This window comes from Streptomyces sp. NPDC101132, assembly GCF_044759225.1.
In the GTDB taxonomy this organism is placed as follows: domain Bacteria; phylum Actinomycetota; class Actinomycetes; order Streptomycetales; family Streptomycetaceae; genus Streptomyces.
Genome location: NZ_JBIVYX010000003.1, coordinates 135,203 through 156,152, shown reverse-complemented (window position 1 = coordinate 156,152; position 20,950 = coordinate 135,203). Strand labels below are relative to the sequence as shown.

Genomic DNA, 20,950 nt, shown 5'->3' with positions numbered 1-20,950 from the left:
ACAGTCCAATCCCATGACCGCGAGGCTTGCCGACATCGCAGCCCAGGCGGGGGTCAGCGAAGCCACAGTCAGCCGCGTGCTCAACGGCAAGCCCGGTGTGGCCGCGGGCACCCGCGAGTCCGTGCTTGCCGCGCTCGACGTGCTCGGTTACGAGCGGCCCGTGCGGCTGCGCCAGCGCAGCGCCGGCCTCGTCGGACTGATAACCCCCGAACTGGACAACCCGATCTTCCCCGCCCTCGCGCAGGTCATCGGGCAGGCCCTGACCAGGCAGGGGTACACGCCCGTCCTGGCCACCCAGACCCCGGGCGGCTCCACGGAGGACGAGCTGACCGAGATGCTGGTGGACCGCGGGGTCTCCGGCATCATCTTCGTCTCCGGTCTCCACGCGGACACCACCGCGGACATGACCCGGTACGACCAACTCCGCGGCCAGGGCGTGCCGTACGTCCTCATCAACGGCTACTCGGCCAAGGTGCAGGCGCCCTTCGTGTCCCCCGACGACCGCGCCGCGATGCAGCTGGCCGTCACGCACCTCACCTCGCTCGGCCACACCAGGATCGGCCTGGCCGTCGGCCCCAAGCGGTTCGTCCCGGTGCTGCGCAAGATCGAGGGCTTCCACTCGGCGATGCGCGAGCGCCTCGGGCTGAGCCCCGCGGAGACCGAGGAACTGATCCAGCACTCCCTCTACAGCCTGGAGGGCGGTCAGGCGGCCGCGACCGCGCTGATCGGCCGGGGCTGCACGGCCGTGGTCTGCGCCAGCGACATGATGGCACTCGGTGCCATCCGGGCGGCGCGGCAGCAGGGGCTGCGCGTGCCGCAGGACGTCTCGGTGGTCGGCTTCGACGACTCCCCGCTCATAGCGTTCACCGACCCGCCGCTGACCACGATCCGCCAGCCGGTGCAGGCCATGGGGCAGGCGGCCGTCCGCACGCTGCTGGAGGAGATCGGCGGCACCCCCGCCCCGCCCAGCGAGTTCGTCTTCCTCCCGGAACTGGTGGTCCGCGGGTCGACGGCCTCGGGTCCCTCCCGGCCCTGACGGGCCGGGGACGGCCCCGGCGGGCGGTCCGGGGAGGGGCCCCGCGAGGGGGATCGGGAGGGTCCCGGAAGGGTCCGCCGTACGAAGGTCATACGTAGGACTGATCTGATGCACTGAAGACCGTCCCGAGGGATGATCGGAGGGCACTACCGATCTGGCAGACTCTTTCCCCATGGGTGAAGCGAGCGTGAAGACACTGGAAACCCGGACGGATGTCGCGTCACCCATCGTGACCGAGGACGACCGCCCCGGCGGGTCCACGCGCACCCTCTGGGAGCGGCTGCGCGCACCGCGCCGGCCGCGCCTGTGGTTCGAGATCCTGCTGATCGCGGTCAGCTACTGGACGTACTCGCTCATCCGGAACGCCGTCCCGGAGCAGAAGGCGGCCGCCCTGCGGAACGCCGACTGGATCTGGCGGGTGGAGCACGACCTGGGCATCGCCGTCGAGAAGACGGTGAACCACGCCGTCGACTCCGTGACCTGGCTGGTCGTCGGCATGAACTACTACTACGCCACGCTGCACTTCGTGGTGACCATCGGTGTGCTCGTCTGGCTCTACCGCCGGCACCCGGGCCGGTACGCGCCCACGCGCCTGGTGCTGTTCGCCACCACCGGTGTGGCCCTGGTCGGCTACTACCTGTACCCGCTCGCGCCGCCCCGGCTGATGAACGGCGAGGACTTCATCGACACCGTGCTGGTGCACCACACCTGGGGCTCCATGGCCTCGGGCAACCTCAAGCACATGTCGAACCAGTACGCGGCCATGCCCTCGATGCACATCGGCTGGTCGCTGTGGTGCGGACTGACGATCTTCGCGCTGGCCTCGGCGCCCTGGGCGAAGATCCTGGGCCTGCTCTACCCGACGGCCACGCTCGTCGTCATCGTGGCCACCGCCAACCACTTCTGGCTGGACGCGGTGGGCGGCATGCTCTGCCTGGCCTTCGGCTACTCCCTGTCGTACGTCTGGTACGGCTCGCTCGCGCACCGGCTGCCCCGGCTGCCCGAGGACCAGTCGCCGCCGCCGCTGAGCAACGCGCTGCTGAACCGTATCCGCCGCTGAGGCTCCGGAGGCCGGCAGCCTCCGGGCCCCGTGGGCCCGCCACCGCCCCGCGGCCCCGCCACTGCCCCGCGGGCCCGCCCGTGGGCCCCGCTACTGCGGGGCCAGGACCACCGCCGTGCCGTACGCGCACACCTCGGTGCCCACGTCGGCGGCCTCGGTGACGTCGAAGCGCATGGCCAGGACGGCGTTGGCACCGCGTGCCTGCGCCTGCTCGACCAGCCGCTCCATGGCCTGGTTGCGGGTCTCCACCAGTGTCTTCGTCAGGCCCTTCAGCTCGCCGCCGAGCATGGACTTCAGCCCCGCGCCGATCTGGCTGCCGAGGTGCCGTGAGCGCACGGTGAGGCCGAAGACCTCACCGATCACCTGCTGCACCCGGTGCCCGGGGACGTCGTTCGTCGTGACGACCAGTACGCCGGCCTGGGGGCTGGGGCCCCCGCCGTATTCGTCGATGCCCATGGGGCCACCCTGGGGCGGGCGCCCGGTCCGCGCATCCCGGACGAGGCGTTCTCGTGACCCCCCGGGGCCCTGCGGGGTCAGCCGGCCGCGGGGCCCGCCGGTGCCCACGGGGACAGCGGGGCGTCCGGGGAGCCGTCGGTGGCGCTCCAGTACAGGCGCCCGTCGATCCCGACGACGGCCAGCGTGGTCCGTCCGTCGTCGGTCCGGGCGGCGGCGGGGGCACCGTCGAACATCACCCGGGCGTGCTCCCAGGCCGTGCCGGGGCCGCCGCCGGTGCCGAGCCCGCCGTCGGCGGAGCGGGCGGCCAGCACCCGTCCCGCCGCCGCGATCCCGCCGTACCCGCCCAGTCCCCCGGTCTCGGTGAACGGGGAGACCTTCAGGCCGGGGGTCTGTCCGGCGAGGGCGGTGCGCAGGTCGCCCGATCCCGGCTTGCGGAACCAGAGCCGTACGCCCGCACCGTCCGGCACCGCGGTGAGCGGGATGGTGGTCGGGGGCAGTCCGGTGGCGGTGGCCGGGCCGAGCGGGGCACCAGCGGAGCGCTGCGCCCAGCCCAGGACGGACCGGCCGGTGCTGGAGAACACGTAGCGCCGGCCCCGGGCATCGGTGGCCGCGGCCGGGTTGCCGTGCAGGTCGGTGCCGCCGAGCCGGTCCCAGGGGCCCCAGCCGCCGTCCGCCCGCTGGGTGCGGCCGCGCAGCGTCTGGGCGCCGTCGCGCACGTACACCGCGAGGCGGCCCGTGCCGTCGGCGGCGAGCGCGGGGGCACCCAGGTCGGAGAGCCAGGTCGCGTCGTCCCGCTCGGGGGTGCCCAGGGACTGCCAGGGGCCGAAGGTGCCGCCCGGGGTCCGCTGGACGGCCAGGACGACCTCGCGCCGGTAGTCGGTGCCGCGCGCGCCCGGCTCGGTACGGGTGCCGGTGACCGCGATGCGGCCGTCGGGCAGCCGGAGCGCGGAGACGCCCTGGTCCATGCCCGTGCCGGGGACCAGGGCCGGGCCGGTCCAGGGGGCGGCGGGGCCGCGGCGCTCCCAGACCGCCAGCTGCCCGTCGAGCACGGAGAAGGCCGACAGCCTGCCGCCGGGTGCGGGGACGAGCCACGAGGTGCCGGTGCCGCGGGCGTAGCGGATGTCCTGGCTCCAGTGGTTGCCGCCGGGGTTGCGGGACACCTTGAGGTCGCCGCAGCCGGCCGGGCTGCCGCAGTCCTGGCCGCCGAGCCAGGCGTACGCGTCGAGCACCGCCAGCTTCCGCCGGGCGTTGTCGGGGTCGAGGGCCGTGGCGAAGGAGCTGTTCTGGTAGCCGAGGTAGTTCTGGACGGTGAAGTGCGGGCGGTGCCGGTCCTCGGCGGCGTACCGGGTGAGGGCGGCCTGCACGAACCGCGCCCCGTACACGTGGTCCTGGTGGTCGGTGGGCTTGCGGGTGGCGCGGTACCGGCCGGGGGTGGGGTCCTGGGTGCGGACCAGGGTCGGGTGGTAGGTCTCCAGCAGGCCGGTGAGGGTCCGGACGACCTGCTCCCTGTCGTACGAGAAGGGGGTCCTGACCGGGGTCCCGGAGGTGAGCTGGGACTCCAGGCGCGGCACCCGGCCGTCCCAGAGGCCGTGCAGGCTGTGCGGCTGGTCGGCGCTGACCACGCGTGCCTCGCGCATCTGGAGCCAGACCAGGCGGACCGAGGGCGCGGCGTCGAGGACGTCGAGCTCCGCGTGGCCGCCGCCCCGGGTGGCGACGGCCGACCGGGTCCAGCGGGAGGTCCGGTCGCCGGTGGCCATCTGGGCGTAGGCGGCGCGGATGCCGTTCTGGCGGGCCTCGGCGTAGGCGGCGCGGTCGGCGGCGGGGCGGGGGGCGCCGCGGCCGCCGGCGGCGTTGACCCCGTCGCTCTCGCCGGAGGTGAGGTAGACGGTGGTGAGGGGGTGGCCGGCCGCCATGGACTGCGAGAGGTCCGGGTTCATGAAGTACAGGTCGTCGTCGGGGTGGGCGACGACCTGGAGTACGGAGCCGCGGCCGGCGTTGGTGCCGGCGGCGGTGTCGTCGCCGGCCGCCGCGGTGCCGGTGCCGCCGGGGGCGGCCTCGTACGCGACGGTTCCGGCGGCCGCCACGCAGAGCGCGGCGAGGAGGGCGAGGGTGCCCTTGCGCATCGTCCGGGGTGGGGTGCGGCGACGATGCGTCGGGGGCATAACGGGGCGTCACCTTCCATACCGGGCAATTTTTAGCATCATAAGCACGGTGATGTAATGGTTGACGCCGTATGTCCGTTACGGGTACCCGGCGGATGTGTAACGGCCACCCGGGCCCCAGCCGCCGGAAACCCGGAAGGTACTGAAGCGCGGTCCCTAGGGGCGGTCCTGGGGCTCCGTCACCGCCGGGCGCCACGGCTGGGGCCGGCCCCCCTCGACGCTCCCCGGCGGGTACGTCGTCCAGTGCAGCTTCGCGTCGAGCCCCAGCACCGCCGTGGTGGCCGGACCGGTGCTCTCCGCCGCGCTCGCCGGTGACCCGGCGAACAGCATCTCCGACTCCGTCCACGCGGGCGGCCCGGCGAGCGGCGAGACGCCGACGGTGCCGCCGGCGACCCGCCCGGTCAGCAGCCCGCCCGCCGCGCTCACCGCGCCGTACCCGGCGGTGCCCCCGACCTCGCGGACCGGGGAGACCCGCGGCCGTGTGGCCCCGGGCGCCAGGGTCACGGTGCGGACCGCGCCCGAGTCCGGCTTGCGGAAGAAGAGCCGTATCCCGTCGGCCTCGGGGGCCGCCGAGAGCGGGAGGGTGGTCGGCGGCAACCCGGTCGGGTGCGGGCCCGTGAGCCGGCCGCCGGGGAACTGCTGGTACCAGCTGAGCACCGTGCGGGGAGTGGTGGCCGTCACGTACCGGCGGCCGGACGCGTCCTTCGTCACCACCGGCTCGCCCATCAGGTCGGTGCCGCCGAGCCGGAGCCACGGGGTCCAGCCGCCCTGGGGCAGCTGCTCGCGCACCCGCAGCGTGCGGCGCGCGTCCCGGACGTACACCGCGAGGCGGCCGCTGCCGTCGAGGGTGACCGGGGCGGGGCCGCTGATCGCGGAGGTGCCGGTGGCGTCGGCGGTCTCCGGGGTGCCCAGGGACTGCCAGGAGCCGAAGGGGCCCCCGGGCACGTCCTGTACGGCGAACACCACGTCCCGGCGGTAGTCGGCGGCCCGCTCCCCGAGGGTGGTGCGGGTGCCGAAGACGGCGACGCGGCCGTCGGGCATCCGTACGGCCGACGCGCCCGGGTCCAGGCCGGGGCCCGGCAGCAGGTCCGGCCCGGTCCAGCGGCCCTGGGGGCCGGTGCGGTGCCAGACGGCCATCCGGCCGTCGAGCACGGCGAAGGCGTAGAGCCCGCCGTCCGCGCCCTCGACCAGCCAGGACGTGCTCTCGCCGCGCGTGTAGCGCTGGCTCTGCACCCAGTTGGCGCCGGTGGGGCGGGCGGCCACCTTGCGGTCGCCGCAGCCGGCCGGGCTGCCGCAGTAGTCCTCCTTGTCCATCCACGCGTACGTCTTGAGGGTGCGCAGCTTGGCGTTGGCGGTGGCCGGGTCGAGGGAGTGCGGCAGGGCGCTGTTGAGGTAGCCGAGGTAGTTCTGCACCGAGTAGTGCGGGCGGTCCGGGAAGCGCTCGTACCGCGCCGCCGCGGCCTGCACGAACCGGGCGCCGTACATGTGGTCCTGATGGTCCGTGAACTTGCCGCTGCGGAGGTGCCGCCCGGGGGTGGGGTCCTGCATCCGTATCGTCGTGGGCCTGAAGCGCTCCAGCACGCCGGTGATGGTGGCGACGACCTCGTCCTTGGTGTACGCGAAGGGGGTCGTGACCGGGCTGCCCGAGGCGAGCTGGGCCTCCAGGCGCGGTATCCGGCCCTCCCACAGGCCGCGCAGGCTGTCCGGCCGGTAGCCGCTGACGGTACGGGCCTCCCCCAGCTGCAGCCAGACCAGGCTTATCTGCGGCCGGGACAGGAGGACGTCCACCTCGGCGTGGCCGCCGCCGGCCGTCTCGATGGCGGAGCGCTTCCAGGGGCTGGTGCGGTCGCCGGTGGCCATCTGGGCGTAGGCGGCGCGTATGCCGTTCTGCCGGGCCTCGGCGTAGCGGCCGCGGTCGGCGGGCGGGCGCGGGTCCTTGAAGTGCGGGCCGCGGGCCGCGTTGACGCCGTCGGACTCGCCGGCGGTGAGGTACGCGGTGGTCAGGGCGTGCCCGGAGGTGAGCGAGCGGCTCAGGTCCGGGTTCATGAAGAAGAGGTCGTCGTCGGGGTGGGCGACGACCTGCAGCACGGAGCCGCCGACGGTACGGGTCGGGGCCGCGGCGGGCTGCGGGGTGTCCAGGGCCGTGACCCGTCCTCCGGACACGACGGCCACCGCGGCGGACGCGCTGGCGGCAACCACGGTGAGAAGGGCAGCGAAACGGATGCGGCGGGCAGGGGGCATCGGGTCACGCCTCGGGATCGTGCGGGGCCGGTGCCGCGGAACGCGGACACCTCATAGCAGTCAGACAGAGGGAAAAGGAGGGGATTTGGTTCATCGGGCGGCGCGGGTTCATCAGGTTGTGAGGTTGGTCGGGGCTCCCGCGATCCCGTCCGGCTAGGCTCGTGACCCGGACCCGGCTGGGCAGGCCGGAGCGGACGGCAGGGAAGCGGAGGCGACGGGATGACGGTCCCCGGACGCAGGAGCAGTACGTTCACACGGCTGCTGCGACACGGTTTCACCGACCCCTCGGCCGCCGAGCGTCTGTTGGACACCCAGGAGCTGGCCCCCGTACGCACCGATCCGGTGCTGCTCGACGCACTGGGAGCGGTCGCCGACCCCGATCTTGCCCTACGCGGTCTGGTGCGCCTCACGGAGGCCCAGGATCCGGAGGGCCGGAGCACCCTGCTGTCCACGCTGACCACGGCGAAGCCGCTGCGCGACCGGCTGCTCGGGGTGCTCGGCGCGTCGGAGGCGCTGGCCGACCACCTGGCCCGGCACCCGCTGGACTGGCAGGCCCTGGTCACGTACGAGGCGGCCGATCTGCACCCGGGGCTGCCGGAGTTCGAGGCCGGGCTGGCCGACGCGCACGACCCGGTCGCGCTGCGGGTGGCGTACCGGCGGTGCCTGCTGTCCATCGCGGCGCGGGACGTGTGCGGGACGACGGACGTGGCGCAGACCGCGGCGGAGCTGGCGGACCTGGCCACGGCCACGCTGCGGGCCGCGCTGCGGATCGCCACGACGGCGGCCCCGCAGGACGCGGCGGAGTGCCGGCTCGCGGTGATCGCGATGGGCAAGTGCGGCGGCCACGAGCTGAACTACGTCTCCGACGTGGACGTGATCTTCGTCGGGGAGGCGGCGAGCGGGACGGACGAGGCGCAGGCGCTCCGGGCGGCCACCCGGCTGGCCTCGCACCTCATGCGGATCTGCTCCGAGACCACCGTCGAGGGCACGATCTGGCCGGTGGACGCGAACCTGCGGCCCGAGGGCCGCAACGGTCCGCTGGTGCGCACCCTGTCCTCGCACCTGGCGTACTACCAGCGGTGGGCCAAGACCTGGGAGTTCCAGGCCCTGCTGAAGGCGCGGGCCGTCGCGGGCGACGAGGAGCTGGGCGAGGAGTACGTGGCGGCCATAACGCCGCTGGTGTGGCAGGCGTCGGAGCGGGAGAACTTCGTCGCCGACGTGCAGAAGATGCGCCGCCGGGTGGTGGACAACATCCCGGCCTCCGAGGTGGACCGGGAGCTGAAGCTCGGTCCCGGCGGGCTGCGGGACGTCGAGTTCGCCGTCCAGCTGCTGCAGTTGGTGCACGGGCGCAGCGACGCCACCCTGCACTCCGGCACCACCCTCGACGCCCTGCACGCGCTGGCCGCCGGCGGGTACGTCGGCCGCACCGACGCCGCGCAGCTGGGGGACGCGTACCGCTTCCTGCGCGCCATGGAGCACCGCATCCAGCTGTACCGGCTGCGGCGCACCCACCTGGTGCCGGAGGACGAGAACGACCTGCGGCGCCTGGGGCGGTCGCTGGGGCTGCGCACGGAGCCGGTGGCCGAGCTGAACAAGGCCTGGCGCAGGCACGCCTCGGTGGTCCGGCGGCTGCACGAGAAGCTCTTCTACCGGCCGCTGCTCGACGCCGTGGCCCAGCTGGCGCCGGGCGAGATCCGGCTGTCGCCGCGGGCGGCGGGGCAGCGTCTGGAGGCCCTGGGGTACGCCGACCCGGCCGCGGCCCTGCGCCACCTGGAGGCGCTCGCTTCGGGCGTGACCCGCAAGGCCGCGATCCAGCGGACCCTGCTGCCGGTGCTGCTGGGCTGGTTCGCCGACTCCGCCGACCCGGACGCCGGCCTGCTGGGCTTCCGCAAGGTCTCCGACGCGCTGGGCAGGACGCCCTGGTACCTGCGGCTGCTGCGGGACGAGGGCGCCGCCGCCGAGAACCTGGCCCGCGTGCTCTCCGCCGGCCGGCTCGCCCCCGACCTGCTGCTGCGCGCCCCGGAGGCGGTGGCGCTGCTCGGCGACGAGGAGGGGCTGCGGCCGCGCGAACGCGAGGCGCTGGAGCAGGAGGTGCTCGCGGCGGTCGGGCGGGCCGACGACGCGGAGACGGCCATCACGGTGGTGCGCGGGGTGCGGCGGCGCGAGCTGTTCCGTACCGCCGCGGCGGACATCATCGACTCGTACGGCACGGAGGAGAACCCGGTCGAGGAGGACCACGGCACGCTGGTCGACCGGGTCGGCAGCGCGGTCTCCGACCTGACCGCGGTCACCCTGGCCGGCGCCCTGCGGGCCGCCGTCCGCGACCAGTGGGGCGACGAACTCCCCACCCGCTTCGCCGTCATCGGCATGGGCCGCTTCGGCGGCCACGAACTCGGCTACGGCTCCGACGCGGACGTGCTCTTCGTCCACGAGCCGCGCGAGGGCGTCGACGAGCAGGAGGCGGCCAAGGCGGCGCAGACCGTCATCGCCGAGATGCGCCGGCTGCTCCAGCTGCCCACCGCCGACCCGCCGCTGCTGATCGACGCGGACCTGCGCCCGGAGGGGCGCAGCGGACCGCTGGTCCGCACCCTCGGCTCGTACGCGGCCTACTACCGCCGCTGGTCGCTGGTGTGGGAGAGCCAGGCGCTGCTGCGGGCCGAGCCGGTGGCCGGCGACGCGGACCTGGGCCGGCGCTTCATCGACCTGATCGACCCGCTGCGGTACCCGGTGGAGGGGCTGCACGAGGACGAGGTCCGCGAGATCCGCCGCCTGAAGGCCCGCATGGAGTCGGAGCGGCTGCCGCGCGGCGCCGACCCGACCCTGCACACGAAGCTGGGCCGGGGCGGCCTGAGCGACGTCGAGTGGACCGTACAGCTCCTCCAGATGCGGCACGGCTGGGCGGAGCCCGGCCTGCGCACCACCCGCACCCGCGAGGGCCTGGCCGCCGCCCACGCCGCGGGCCTCATCCCGACCGAGGAGGCCCAGATCCTGGACGAGGCCTGGGTCCTGGCCACCCGCGTCCGCAACGCCGTGATGCTGGTCCGCGGCCGCGCGGGCGACACGTTCCCCTCGGACGCCCGGGAACTGGGGGCGGTCGGCCGCTACCTGGGCTACGGCGAGGGCGGCGCGGGCGAAATGCTGGACGACTACCGCCGCACGACCCGCCGCGCCCGCGCGGTGGTGGAGGAGCTCTTCTACGGCGCGTGAGCGGCACGGCTCCGGCAACCGCACCCTGGCCGGCCGCCGCGCTGCCGGTTCGGACCCGGCGCTGCGAACCCGAGTGCACGCAGCCGGCGGCGGACGGCGGCGCGGGCCGGCGGCCGACTGCCGCCGGCCCGCGCCGCCGTCCGGATGCGGTACTGCCTCCGGCTACAGCACCGGGAGGTTCTTGCGGAGTTCGAAGGCGGTGACCTCCGAGCGGTATTCCTCCCACTCCTGCTTCTTGTTGCGGAGGAACTGAGGCGCCACTCCCCCGGCATGCGACAACCCTCGCTGACCTCCCGGTTCTCGGCGGGAAGATGGTCGTCCATGGCCGTCGCAAGGCACCCTCGGCCACCCTCCGACGGCCCACAGACGGCCCGGGCGTACGGTCTCACCGCCCACGTGAGCGATCACGTTCAGACGCGCACGTCGTCCTCATGATCGGGGCCGCAGAGGAACGGCAGGACAGCGGGGACCGGATATGGCCCCACCTTCCCTGAACGATGCTGAGCAAACGTCTCCGGAGGGCGTATCCAAATGGCTATCGCGCGGCCCTGACGTGCGCTGATGGACGCTCCAGGCTTGATGGGAATCCTGTCCGGCGCGGCTCACGCGCCTAGCTCAGTCAAAGAGCTCCCGGTCGAACCATTGCTGGGTGTCCGAAACGTCTGCCAGCGGAGTCGCCCGCCGTGCGATGTCAGCCGTGAGGTTCTCATTCGCGCTATGCCGGACGGCAGGCGGGAGTTCGCCGGCACGACGAAGGAGATCACGGCTGGCCGAGATGCCCACAGCTGCGACCGACAGCGGGTACGAGTAGGAACTAGCGCGAAGCGCAGCAGCATACGACCCAATCACTGCGTCCGTAGCCTCTCCCCATTCTCGACCAATCACACGTAGGAGCACAGCGAGGCGGGCGGCACCCACAATGCCGGCCAACTCTAGATCCCTACATTTCCCGGAAAGCCACTCCAGGACCTTTAGGCACTCCGTCCGGTGGAGCTGAGCAGATCCCAAGTACGCCAGCGCAGGTGCAGAGCGCGACAGCCAGTTATGTGAAATTTCAGGGCCGTTACGAAGCCAGATGGGTGGAGCGAGCGAATGGAGTAGATGGAGGGTATAGGGGTCGAATTTCTTTACCCAGGGCTCCAACTTTTTCGCATTTTCCACCAGTACTGACGGCACCGCCCATCGCATAACGCAGCAGAGGACGAAGAATGCGTCCTCCAGAGCGTCAATCGACTCAACCTGCCTAGCCCACCAGGCGAGGTCATTATGCCGCTGCCTAGCGAATCGCGCCCTGATTACCGGAGAAATTGAAGCATCACACAGGTCCCCAGCCTTACCGCGGCTCAGGTTTCCGCTGCGAACCTCGCCGAGGATAGCAGCCAAGGCCATCGTCCTGGGACATGTGCCACCGAGAGCCTCGGTCAGGGATTCGTGAAAATCAACCCACGCGTTTACGTTGTTGCGCACTTTCCCAGAAATGGAGAGGGACTCTACGCATGCCACGAGGCGCTGGAGCAGCTGGGCGTAACGGCCATTTCCCTGCATTCGCGCCTCGATGTCCCGCCCGCCAATAGATGCCCATGGCGAACTCATGCCATTGCTCTGGAGCAGGTAAAGGAGATGATCGCTGGAGGCAAGCATCACGCAGGCGCCCTGCGCAGACGAAGTGTGCCCCGCCGCGGGTGAATGGAGCTGCACGCCCGCGCGAAATGCTTCGAGGAAGGAATCGTAACTCGCCTCAGGAATCAGATTCTGAGGAAACGCGTCTGCTTGGATCACAGTGTGCCAGAAGCGCAAGTTACCTTTCATCTTCTCGAACACGGAGTGACCCTGTTCCGCAGAAATAGAATTTACAGCATCGATAATCAGGCCGACGCGGAACCATAGAAGCCGAGCCTGGTCAGTGCGTGATCGCGACCACCTGGAGAACCACCAGTCGGCGATTTCCTCGCCTGTGACATTGGCCGCTAGAAGCCGGGCTGCGTCCAAGTCCAAGTGGCCCGCACCAATTCGCTTCTCTAGCCTCTCGGTCATTTGCTCAACGATCTCTTCGCCGCCGGAGTCAGCCGGGACCGAAAGATTCGAGGCTGTGGTGCTGCGGACCCCAAGCAGGGCGACGGAAGCCTCCGATGAAATCAGATCCACCACCTTCGAAACCGCTCGGGGCTTCTGAGAGAAGACCTGGTCCCTTAGGAGGGTAAGTGCCACCTCTCGCGAGTAGGAAACCAGCGAGTAGTCATCTCCCGACTGCACAAGATCCTCAAGGAGATCCACCAGGTTTGCCAGTTCCCCAACGTCCGAGAAGCCGGCATAGAATCTGGTCACGTTCCACCAGTAGGGATTCCGCAGTAGGGCTTCAAAGCGGTCCGAGCGATTCCCTGTGCGCTCAGCCCCGGGGCTGCTCGTTCGGGCAGTTGAGTAGAGGTACCTGGCGGCAAAGTACTCTCGGAGCGGTTGCACCTCAAACTCGAACGTATTCTGAACTCTGCTCGTTAGGACCATGACTCGGTCCGTCATCCCCGTGAAAAGGTGGTCAACGAGTTCGAGTTTCTTCTTCTTGTGTCCGCGCAGTACTAGATACTTCTTCAGGAGAGCCTTCAGTTTTTGCTCAGAAATACTTCCGGCGGAATCCCCTGTCTCCGCGAGGCAGTGCAGCTCCCAGGCCACATATCCGTGCAGGTCTAGGATTAGCTCCCGCTCGTCGCGAATGATGGCGCTCTTCTCCGCCTCCCGATCAAGGAAGGTTTCCATGTATTCGCGATACAGCGCCGTGCGCTTGTCTGGGAGGGATGGACCCTTTTTACGTACTAGCCACAGGAGAATTGCCAGCTGCATCGGGTTGCGCGCTAGGTCCACAATGTGCGGTTGACCCAACTTGATCCCTAGAACCTGACGGATTTCGTGAGCTGCGCTGTGGCTGACTTTGCGCGATTCGAGCCATCCGTCTGTGTATTCCAGCACCTGCGGGAGGGGGAGATCACCTAGGGTAAAGTACGTGTACTCGCGCTTGGAGAAACCAGGTGTTTTAGAAAAGGAACTGGGCCGACTCGTCGCTACCGTCCGAATCGATGGACTGAACGGTTCGATTCGATTCAGAGCCTCATTTACGCAGGAGACGACCGCTCGTCGATCGTTGAGGTCCGGAACCTCATCCAAACCGTCAAGAACAAGCAGTGCCGGCGTGGCACGCAACACCGCATCCAAGTCAGAAACTGAAAATTCCATCCCACCCGAGGCGCGTTTAATTTGGGCGGCAAGAAATGACTCAAGGGTATCGGACCAACCATTGGGAGGTCCGGGATTTTTGATGTCAAATGGATCCTGGCGCCTCAACCAAGTAGCAAGGTCGCGGAAATCAACGTGGAGAGGCAGTCGAACTGGACTGGACCGATGTTCCGATCTGTAGCGGGCGACTTCTGGAATGTTAAGGAGCCGAGCGCGATGTATCTGGCATACGTACTGACCTACCGTCGATTTTCCCTGCCCAGGAGCGCCCTCCAGCACCACCCTCGACTCCGACGGAGTAGCTTGATCGGGCGCCAACTCTTCCGCTAGCAGGATGGAAGCAGCCGCTGGCCCACTCGACCGATTGCTCGTCAAGAAAGCGGCTGAAACCTCACGCGATATAAGGCCTGACCACTTGTCTAGAGTCGCCGAATTTCCCCCACCATTGCGGTTTCTGCGAAGGATCTGGTGGCGAATGTTAAGTGAGTGGTTCATCCCATTTAGAGCCAGCGGGACGTCGATGAATACATCAAGCAGCTGAGGTTCCAGCTCGGCTTGCTTGAACTTGACAATCCTGTCGCGCTCATACTGATGCATCATATACTTTAGCAGTGCGCTAACTCGGGCGTCGTTCCGTGCAACCTTAATGAAGGTATCGGAATCATCCTCCTGGCCGCGAAGCCCGAGCATTTCGGCGAGACCGGTAAAATCGCGAATGAGTCCGTAGGTGCGCTTGATTTCTGTCTGGCTATCCAAGCGTCGGTCTATGTCGTCGCGCCACCACACTTGGGACTGAATCGGCATCCGTTCATCCAGCCAGCTCTGGATGCGGTCACGGGTCCCGGTATCCGGATGGGACGAGCATTGAGCATTCGTCATCAGAACGTAGTTCTTTGCACCACGAGAAGCGAGTTGCTGGACCTTGGAGATTTCTCCCTCAAGTGCGTTGGTAGCCCATTTTTCCATTTCCTCTGGCGTGGCCAGCTTGTTCGGAGTCGGCTTCCGAAATTTCACCTGGTAGACCGTTGCATCGGCAACACGTGCGTACGGGCTGGAAGCGTCTCGTCCACCGTCCGGCATCCCAACGGGAAAGCACTGAACATCTGGGTAGTAGGCTACGAGAATCGCCTGGCAGAGTTGCTGAAACACGTCAGCACCGAGTGATTCGTAGTCGTACTGTTGTGCCACCGTGCCTCCGTGTTGGGAGTACTACTGACGGAGCAACATGTTAGCGAGGCTGGCACTACGCGACTACGGGGTTGGCTTCTTGACTCACCGCCACCTCCCAGGCCAGGTCGTCTACAACAACCGCAGATCTGATGAAGCGCCTCCGGGGCCCGGAGTAGCGGGACAGCCCTGACAGCGTCGTCCAACAGCTGTCCGGCCGATTACGGGCATGGCCAGTGCAGCGGCGGAGGAGCGGACCGCCCAGACAGGGGTATAACCGGACGCTCTAACAGCTGAGGCACGCTGTCGGCTACTTCAGCAGGTGGGCATTCACTGCGCGGGCTGCATCCGCCACTTCCGCAAGCTCCACGACCTCGGCGCCGGACCCCAGCAGCATCTCGACGCCGATGCAGTCCGCCACCAAGAGACTCGGCTCGCGCCAGGCGATGACTACGCGACGGATCGGGGAGCGGAGGATCAGCTGCGTGCAGGTCAGGGGGCGTGAGCGGCGTTCCGAGCAGGGCTCCAGGGTGCTGTAGATCGTGGCTCCGGAGAGGCGGGGGTCGTCTCCGGGGAGCTTGGCAAGGGCCGATTCCTCGGCGTGGACGTGGGCGTCGGTCTCGCGGGAGTAGCCGTGGGCGAGTTCCTCGCCGTCGGCGCTCACGATGATGGCGCCGACCGAGAAGGCGCCCTCGGCCGGCGGGCACTTGCGCGAGAGATCGATGGCTCGCTCCATCCACACGCGGTCTTCGGCGAGCGTCATGCTGCGCTCCCCTGCTTGGGCAGGTAGCGGAGGAGGACGACGTCGCCGATGGCGCGGGTCTCCGCGAGCTGCATGCGGCGGCTGGAGCCGCCCGGGTACGCGGCAGGATTGAGGAAGCGCGGGGCGCCGGGGTCGCCCACGAGGAGCGGGGCGATCGCGAGGTGGATTTCGTCGGCGAGGCCCTGGGAGAGGAAGGCCGTGTGGATCTGGCCGCCGCCCTCGACCATGAGCCGCTTGATGCCGCGGGCGCCGAGGTCGTCCAGCAGTGCGCCGAAGTCGATGTCGGGGCCGGTCGAGACGACGTCCGCCAGGCCCGCGAGGCGGTCGCGGAGCTTCTCCTCGCCGGCGTCGGTGGTGTACGCGACCTTGTCGCCGCCGTGGTGCCAGAACTTCAGGTCCGGGTCGAGGTCGCCGCTCGCAGAGATGGTGACCTTGAGGGGGTACGCCGGCTTGCCCGCGGCGACGCGGGCCGCGCGGCGCTCCTCGCTGTTCACCAGGAGTCGCGGGTTGTCGGCCCGCATCGTGCCGGCACCGATCAGGATGGCGTCCGACTCGGCCCTCACCTGGTCCACACGGTCGAAGTCCTCGCTGTTGCTCAGCAGGAGCCGCGTGGTGCTGGTGTCGTCGATGTAGCCGTCGACGGACGTGGCCACGCTCAGCAGTACGTAGGGGCGGGGCATCAGGGGGTCTCTCCTTCGGTTGCGGGTGGGCGCTGAGGCACTGCGTCAGGCCTGGCGGAGTACGGCCTCGGTCAGCGCTGCCTTGAAGTCGGCCACGCCAGGCACCGTACGCCATTGATCAAGAACCCCGTCGAGTTGAGCAAGCTCGCGGGAGATGCGGTCCGATCCGGTGTCGCGCGCGATGCTCAGCGCTTGGATGCCCACCACGGCCGCCTGCTCTGCCTCGCCGGCCCGAGCCAGGGAGACCGCCTCGCGGCCCAGGTACACGCCGCGGTCACGGTGGAAGCCTGCGGGGAGTCGGCCGATAGCGTCGCGGAAGCCCTCGGCGGCGCCGCGGTGGTCGCCGAGGGCAGCGAGGCTGTGGGCCCGCTGGACGTCGATGTATGCCGCATCCAGCCAGACGCCCCAGGGAGAGGAAGGGTCCGGGTCCATGGTGGCGTGCAGCTCGCGGGCGTGTTCGTAAGCGCGCTGCGCGGCCTCGGGGTCTTTGCGGAGAGCGTGTCCGTGGGCGGCGTACGTCGCTGCGACGGCAGCGAGGCGGCTGTGCGGGGCCGCGCGGTCTTCTGCGGCCTCGGCCACGTCGACGGCCTCGATCGGATCGTGCATGTCGCCGGCGAGCTGGCTGCGGCGGGCGAGGATGTACGTCGTGAGTTCGTCGTCCCCGGCCATGTGCGACGCCTCCAGGGCCTCGCGCATCCAGTGCTGGGCGGCCCGGAAGTCGCCGAGGTCCTGATAGAGCCAGCCGCAGAGTTCGGAGTATTGGGTCTGGAGCTGGAGGAGCTGACGCCGATCGGTCCCCCGGCGGTCCGCACGCAGTTCCTTGATGACGGCGATCTGCTGCTGGACGGTGGGAATCACGCGGTGCGGCCCGAAGAGGTTGTCGTTGTCGATCAGGACCCTGCGGGTGGCCTGGAGCAACTCGATCGGGTTGGCCCCGGACGCTGTCAGGTCCGAGCTGCGGGGAGCACTCGCGGCGGCCGCAGTGTTGGCCACCGCGGCTATCGCCGCGCCGGCGCCGAGGGCGCCGATCAGGGCCCTTCGGGAGAGGGACACGAAAATGATCCTTCCGTCGTCAGCACGTACAGGGACCGAGAGCCCCTCTTCCGACGGTGCCTGAATGTCCGTTTCCCGGGCCAGAGCCACAGGGTTGTTGGCCACATGACGGCCCTGGTTAGCCACATCCGTTGCAGGGAGGGCCTCAAGGCTGACGCCTTGGAGTATCGAGGTGTGGAGTCGTACAAGAGACCCACTGGCCCCGAGCGCGTCGTCGTACGCGCGGACGAGATCGGCGGAAGCGGCCTGGCCGCCGCGCTCCACGCGGGCCATGTAGCTGGTGTTGAACAGGATGGACTTGCTGAGCTTGCCCAGGGATAAGCCCCTGTTCGTGCGCCAGGCCCGCATCTCAGCACCGAGATAGTGCTGAGGGCTGGCGTGCGGCGTGAGTTCGTTCGGACGCTGCCCCACTTCGTCCCCCTCGATGTGGCCCATGTAGCCGCCTCCCGGCGGCCACATTGCAGACCTGTCGAACAGTCAACGGCCCTGGCTACAAAGGATGCAGAGGGCGGGCAACAGCCTAGCGACGCAGGTCGGAGCCCTCTATCCGATGCGAGAGAAGGGACCGGACTTGTGACCATGATCGCGACGACGACAGCAGCGACACCTGGATTGGCCGGCGTGACGTAGCAAGCGACGACGGGCCCGCGCCGCCCCGCGGCCACCGGCCGGGGCGGCGCGAGCAGGGGTCACCTTCGCTCAAGGCCCGCCATCCGCTCGCGTAGTTCAGCGACTTCGCCCTGGAGCTGTGCCACCTGCTCACGGAGTTCCGCGATCGCAGCCTCCGGCCCCGCCTGTCGGGCGAGGTCCGGGGACTGCGTGGTCAGGAACGCTCCCTTGCCCTGGTGGCTCACCGCGAGGCCGTCGGTCTTGAGCTGGCGGATCGCGTCCCGGGCGACCGTCACGGTGACGTCGTACTCAGCGCGGATCTCTGCGAGCGACGGGAGCTTCCCGTCCCGCGTGAATTCGTCGGCGGCGATCCTCCGCCGGAGGTCCTCCGCCACCTGCTGGTACGCCGGCTTGCCCGTCCACTCGACCATCTGCACCCCATGTCCCTGATTCGGCCTCTGCCTCATAGTGCCCAAGCGGCATAGGTGGGGGCCACCCTCCGGCCAGTGCGTTCCGGTAGGAGACTTGACGCACTCTGCCTCACAGTGCACTCTGAGGCAGAGTCGAGAGGTCGCCAACACGGCCACTCAACAAGGCCCGTCGCTGCTGGCGGAGCCGTGAAGACATGCACTGCCTGTGTCGCCCGGAAGGGCCCGAGAGGGCTCGAAGGAAGCGATCGCTCCTTGACAACTGAATGGGGATCACGCCGCCTCTCCTCGGCCAAGTAGGCGGCCACGCGGATCTCCGCGTGAGGTACAGCGCCACCCAACCTTTCCGCGGTTTTCGGGCCGCGGCCGGTTGCCTCCCTCGCCCGTCTCGTACGGGCGGGGCGTGGGGAGCCGGGGCTCCACCAGCACGACCACTGCCCGGCGGCGGGACTCCCCACCAAGGTCGCCCGCCGCCGTGGCCCTCCCTGACCCTCCGATGTGTGGAGTGCACCTATGCGTACGTTCATCGGCGGCCACGAGGCCGTCAGCGCGAACGACTTCGTGGAACTGGCCCTGGGTACCCCGGTTGAGCTGTGGCTCGGGGTGGAGGGCGAGAGCGAGGAGGAGCGCGCGGCCCGGCTGGACGCGGCCCGCGACATCCTCGCCGAGAACCCCGATCTGCCGGACGTCGTCAGCCGGGTCGCCGCTGGGGTGATCGAGGCCTACGCTCCGGAGCTGTTCAACGTCGTCCCCATCGGCCGGCACCCGGCGGCCCGCCGCCGCGGCACCTTCAAGGGGGCGGCATGACCGCCGAGCCGTACGGGACCGCGGTCCAGGAGCGGCCGGCAGTGCCGCCGCTGACCCGCCCGGAGATGGGCCTCGCCGGTACCGGTGCGCTGGCTGCCGCCGGTGTCGGGGCGCTGGGTCTGATCTCCTCGTTCGACGCGGTCTCGGCCGCGGCCGCGCGGTGGGGATTCGGTGAGCCGTGGATGCTGCCGGTCGGCATCGACACCGCGATCCCGGTGTTCACCGTGGCCAACCTGCTGCTGATCCGGATGGACATGGCCCTTGCGTGGGTCCGCTTCGTCCCCTGGCTGCTCACCCTGATCACCTGCGGGCTGAACATCGCCGCCGGGCAGGGTGCGTGGGCGAAGGTCGCGCACGGCACGATGCCGCTGCTGTGGGTGGTCTTCTCCGAGATCGGCGCCCATATCTACGCCGTCCGCATCGGCGCCGTGACCGGCCGGCGGATGGACAAGATTCGGGCCTCCCGCTGGCTGCTCGCCTTTCCCTCGACCTTCTCCCTGTGGCGCCGGATGACCCTATGGGAGATCACCTCCTATGCCGATGCCCTGGCACGTGAGAAGGAGCGCCAGCTCGCCCGCGCCGACCTGCGCGAAACCTACGGGCGGCGGTGGCGGGCAAAGACCCCACGCCGGGAGCGTGTCCTGCTCCGGCTCGGTGAACTCGCCCCCGAAGGCTCCCAGGAGGCGCCCGAACCTCCCCTTCCGCCGGAACCGCCACAACGACCGGAGGTACCGACGAAGGAGCACAAGGCGCCGCGGAAGCGCTCCAAGACCAAGAAGGCGCCACGCACTGCTGAGGAGCTGCTGGCTGAAGCCCGCGAGGTCACGGCGGCCTGGCCCGATGCCGCGATCAACGCCGAGGCGCTCCGCACGCACCTGCGCTGCTCGGCCGCTAACTCGCGCGCCCTGCGAGACCAGCTCCTCGCCGACCTCGCCACGGACCGAGCCCTCAGGCCGATCGGATCCGACACCGACGAAACCGCCGCCGAGGTGGCTGAGGAGGTCGCAGCATGAACACCTTGTTCACCACTCTCGGCACGGCCTTACCTCTCGCGGCTGGCTGGTCCGGCCACGTGCTGTGGCTCCGGCGCCGCCTGCACGCCGCCCGCCGCGACCCGCTCACGGGCCTGCGGACCCGCGACGCATTCACCCACCGTGCGGCCGCCCTGCTGCGTGACGAGCGGGCGGTCGTCCTCCTGGCGGATGTGGACGGCTTCAAGCAGATCAACGACCGGCACGGCCACGCCGCTGGCGATGCCCTGCTGAGGGCGACCGCGGACCGTCTCGCCCACTACGTCGGCCCCGACGGGGTCGCCGGACGCCTCGGGGGCGATGAGTTCGCCGCCGTCGTCCTCGACCCGCACGGCACCGCCGAGGACCTCCTCGCCGCACTCCATGCCGTCCTCGCCCGCCCTGCCGACCCCGCACACCCGCAGGTCCGTACGACGGTCTCGCTCGGCTGGGTGCGGGCGGCGGACTTCCGCGGCGAGGACCTCTCCCAGCTCCTCGGGCGAGCGGACGAAGCGATGTATGCGGCGAAGCAGGCTCGCGCCGGCATCAAGCGAGCAGGCCTCGGGCGGCTGTTCGCCTCCATGGCCGGCCGTCGCTCCGGCCGCCGAGGCGCCCGCACCGATACGACCGCGACCGGGGTGGCCGCCTGATGGGCCCCCTCACCTTCGCCAAGTGCTTCGACCCGACCGGGGCGGTTCACGGGATACCGACTTACCCATGGCGCTGCGCCCCCGCGGGCCTGGCCTCCCGCCGTCAGCTCCGCGCGCAGGGGTTGCGACCAGGCGGCCAGCCCGTTGCCGCGCAGCTGATGCGACCCCGCTTCCGGCGCGAGCCGCTGGTGGCCTACCTCTACCGGATCGACCGTGCCAAGCCCGTCCGCCCGATGACCTCCCGCAAGTGGGGCGCCCTCGCCCTGGCGATGCTCGCCCGCCGCACCTGCCCGCAGTGCCGGACCGACGCCGGATACGTCATCCCCGCCTCGCTCGGCATGTGCGTGTCCTGCGCCTACCCCGACGACCAGCACGCTGCCTGAAACCCCGACTCAA

The 20,950-nt window shown here is 70.1% G+C and carries 15 protein-coding genes and 1 pseudogene; 7 read left to right on the top strand and 9 right to left on the bottom strand.

The genetic code is table 11. The features are described from left to right. Positions 1–13: 13 nt before the first annotated feature. Together ACIQUR_RS08300 and ACIQUR_RS08295 are read left to right on the top strand one after the other, a co-directional pair. Positions 14–1,036: a LacI family DNA-binding transcriptional regulator gene (locus ACIQUR_RS08300; RefSeq protein WP_403660281.1), complete on the top strand. Its 1,023-nt coding sequence runs from the start codon at positions 14–16 to the stop codon at positions 1,034–1,036. Positions 1,037–1,208: 172 nt separating this feature from the next. Next, entirely contained in the window at positions 1,209–2,096 is an 888-nt protein-coding gene (locus tag ACIQUR_RS08295; RefSeq protein WP_403660278.1) for a phosphatase PAP2 family protein, read from the top strand. Positions 2,097–2,186: 90 nt separating this feature from the next. On the opposite strand, the gene ACIQUR_RS08290 is transcribed toward ACIQUR_RS08295, so the two are convergent. The 3 genes from ACIQUR_RS08290 to ACIQUR_RS08280 form a co-directional block, all read right to left on the bottom strand. Beyond that, on the bottom strand, positions 2,187–2,552 hold the full coding sequence (locus ACIQUR_RS08290) for a YbjQ family protein (protein ID WP_403660275.1): 366 nt from the start codon (positions 2,550–2,552) through the stop codon (positions 2,187–2,189). A gap of 77 nt (positions 2,553–2,629) precedes the next feature. Further along, complete coding sequence (locus tag ACIQUR_RS08285) at positions 2,630–4,714, bottom strand: PIG-L family deacetylase (protein ID WP_403660272.1); 2,085 nt, start codon at positions 4,712–4,714, stop codon at positions 2,630–2,632. A 156-nt stretch (positions 4,715–4,870) separates the two neighbouring features. Further along, on the bottom strand, positions 4,871–6,913 hold the full coding sequence (locus ACIQUR_RS08280; RefSeq protein WP_403660269.1) for a PIG-L family deacetylase: 2,043 nt from the start codon (positions 6,911–6,913) through the stop codon (positions 4,871–4,873). Between the two features lie 261 nt (positions 6,914–7,174). On the opposite strand from ACIQUR_RS08280, the gene ACIQUR_RS08275 reads away from it, so the two are divergent. Next, complete coding sequence (locus tag ACIQUR_RS08275; RefSeq protein ID WP_403660265.1) at positions 7,175–10,162, top strand: bifunctional [glutamine synthetase] adenylyltransferase/[glutamine synthetase]-adenylyl-L-tyrosine phosphorylase; 2,988 nt, start codon at positions 7,175–7,177, stop codon at positions 10,160–10,162. Positions 10,163–10,324: 162 nt separating this feature from the next. Here the strand turns inward: ACIQUR_RS08275 and ACIQUR_RS08270 are convergent. The 6 genes and pseudogenes from ACIQUR_RS08270 to ACIQUR_RS08245 all read right to left on the bottom strand — a co-directional run. Then, a pseudogene (locus ACIQUR_RS08270) lies at positions 10,325–10,411 on the bottom strand (glutamine synthetase); the annotation flags it as partial. Between the two features lie 366 nt (positions 10,412–10,777). Then, complete coding sequence (locus ACIQUR_RS08265; RefSeq protein WP_403660262.1) at positions 10,778–14,575, bottom strand: NACHT domain-containing protein; 3,798 nt, start codon at positions 14,573–14,575, stop codon at positions 10,778–10,780. A 289-nt stretch (positions 14,576–14,864) separates the two neighbouring features. Beyond that, a complete protein-coding gene (locus tag ACIQUR_RS08260) occupies positions 14,865–15,317 on the bottom strand; it encodes a deaminase (RefSeq protein ID WP_403660259.1) in 453 nt (150 codons plus the stop codon). Next, the gene (locus ACIQUR_RS08255; RefSeq protein WP_403660256.1) at positions 15,314–15,997 is read right to left on the bottom strand and encodes a RibD family protein; all 684 of its coding nucleotides are present in this window, start codon (positions 15,995–15,997) and stop codon (positions 15,314–15,316) included. The genes ACIQUR_RS08260 and ACIQUR_RS08255 overlap by 4 nt, the downstream gene beginning before the upstream one ends. Positions 15,998–16,042: 45 nt before the next feature. Continuing rightward, positions 16,043–17,485: a helix-turn-helix domain-containing protein gene (locus tag ACIQUR_RS08250; protein WP_403660253.1), complete on the bottom strand. Its 1,443-nt coding sequence runs from the start codon at positions 17,483–17,485 to the stop codon at positions 16,043–16,045. Positions 17,486–17,739: 254 nt separating this feature from the next. Continuing rightward, positions 17,740–18,090, bottom strand: a complete 351-nt coding sequence (locus tag ACIQUR_RS08245) for a winged helix-turn-helix domain-containing protein (RefSeq protein ID WP_403661409.1) — start codon at positions 18,088–18,090, stop codon at positions 17,740–17,742. Positions 18,091–18,600: 510 nt separating this feature from the next. On the opposite strand from ACIQUR_RS08245, the gene ACIQUR_RS08240 reads away from it, so the two are divergent. From ACIQUR_RS08240 to ACIQUR_RS08225, 4 genes are read left to right on the top strand one after another with little or no spacing between them, the layout of a single operon-like run. Then, complete coding sequence (locus ACIQUR_RS08240; protein ID WP_403660250.1) at positions 18,601–18,894, top strand: hypothetical protein; 294 nt, start codon at positions 18,601–18,603, stop codon at positions 18,892–18,894. Next, a complete protein-coding gene (locus ACIQUR_RS08235) occupies positions 18,891–19,907 on the top strand; it encodes a DUF2637 domain-containing protein (protein WP_403660247.1) in 1,017 nt (338 codons plus the stop codon). The genes ACIQUR_RS08240 and ACIQUR_RS08235 overlap by 4 nt, the downstream gene beginning before the upstream one ends. Further along, complete coding sequence (locus ACIQUR_RS08230) at positions 19,904–20,554, top strand: GGDEF domain-containing protein (RefSeq protein ID WP_403660244.1); 651 nt, start codon at positions 19,904–19,906, stop codon at positions 20,552–20,554. The genes ACIQUR_RS08235 and ACIQUR_RS08230 overlap by 4 nt, the downstream gene beginning before the upstream one ends. Further along, on the top strand, positions 20,554–20,937 hold the full coding sequence (locus tag ACIQUR_RS08225) for an RRQRL motif-containing zinc-binding protein (protein ID WP_403660241.1): 384 nt from the start codon (positions 20,554–20,556) through the stop codon (positions 20,935–20,937). The genes ACIQUR_RS08230 and ACIQUR_RS08225 overlap by 1 nt, the downstream gene beginning before the upstream one ends. The last annotated feature ends 13 nt before the right edge of the window (positions 20,938–20,950 follow it).

Coding starts and splice junctions, on each gene's coding strand:
- ACIQUR_RS08250 (WP_403660253.1), bottom strand. CDS start 17,485: ATGGGCCACATCGAGGGGGACGAAGTGGGGCAGCGTCCGAACGAACTC.
- ACIQUR_RS08245 (WP_403661409.1), bottom strand. CDS start 18,090: ATGGTCGAGTGGACGGGCAAGCCGGCGTACCAGCAGGTGGCGGAGGAC.
- ACIQUR_RS08285 (WP_403660272.1), bottom strand. CDS start 4,714: ATGCCCCCGACGCATCGTCGCCGCACCCCACCCCGGACGATGCGCAAG.
- ACIQUR_RS08225 (WP_403660241.1), top strand. CDS start 20,554: ATGGGCCCCCTCACCTTCGCCAAGTGCTTCGACCCGACCGGGGCGGTT.
- ACIQUR_RS08275 (WP_403660265.1), top strand. CDS start 7,175: ATGACGGTCCCCGGACGCAGGAGCAGTACGTTCACACGGCTGCTGCGA.
- ACIQUR_RS08300 (WP_403660281.1), top strand. CDS start 14: ATGACCGCGAGGCTTGCCGACATCGCAGCCCAGGCGGGGGTCAGCGAA.
- ACIQUR_RS08240 (WP_403660250.1), top strand. CDS start 18,601: ATGCGTACGTTCATCGGCGGCCACGAGGCCGTCAGCGCGAACGACTTC.
- ACIQUR_RS08290 (WP_403660275.1), bottom strand. CDS start 2,552: ATGGGCATCGACGAATACGGCGGGGGCCCCAGCCCCCAGGCCGGCGTA.
- ACIQUR_RS08260 (WP_403660259.1), bottom strand. CDS start 15,317: ATGACGCTCGCCGAAGACCGCGTGTGGATGGAGCGAGCCATCGATCTC.
- ACIQUR_RS08255 (WP_403660256.1), bottom strand. CDS start 15,997: ATGCCCCGCCCCTACGTACTGCTGAGCGTGGCCACGTCCGTCGACGGC.
- ACIQUR_RS08295 (WP_403660278.1), top strand. CDS start 1,209: ATGGGTGAAGCGAGCGTGAAGACACTGGAAACCCGGACGGATGTCGCG.
- ACIQUR_RS08230 (WP_403660244.1), top strand. CDS start 19,904: ATGAACACCTTGTTCACCACTCTCGGCACGGCCTTACCTCTCGCGGCT.
- ACIQUR_RS08235 (WP_403660247.1), top strand. CDS start 18,891: ATGACCGCCGAGCCGTACGGGACCGCGGTCCAGGAGCGGCCGGCAGTG.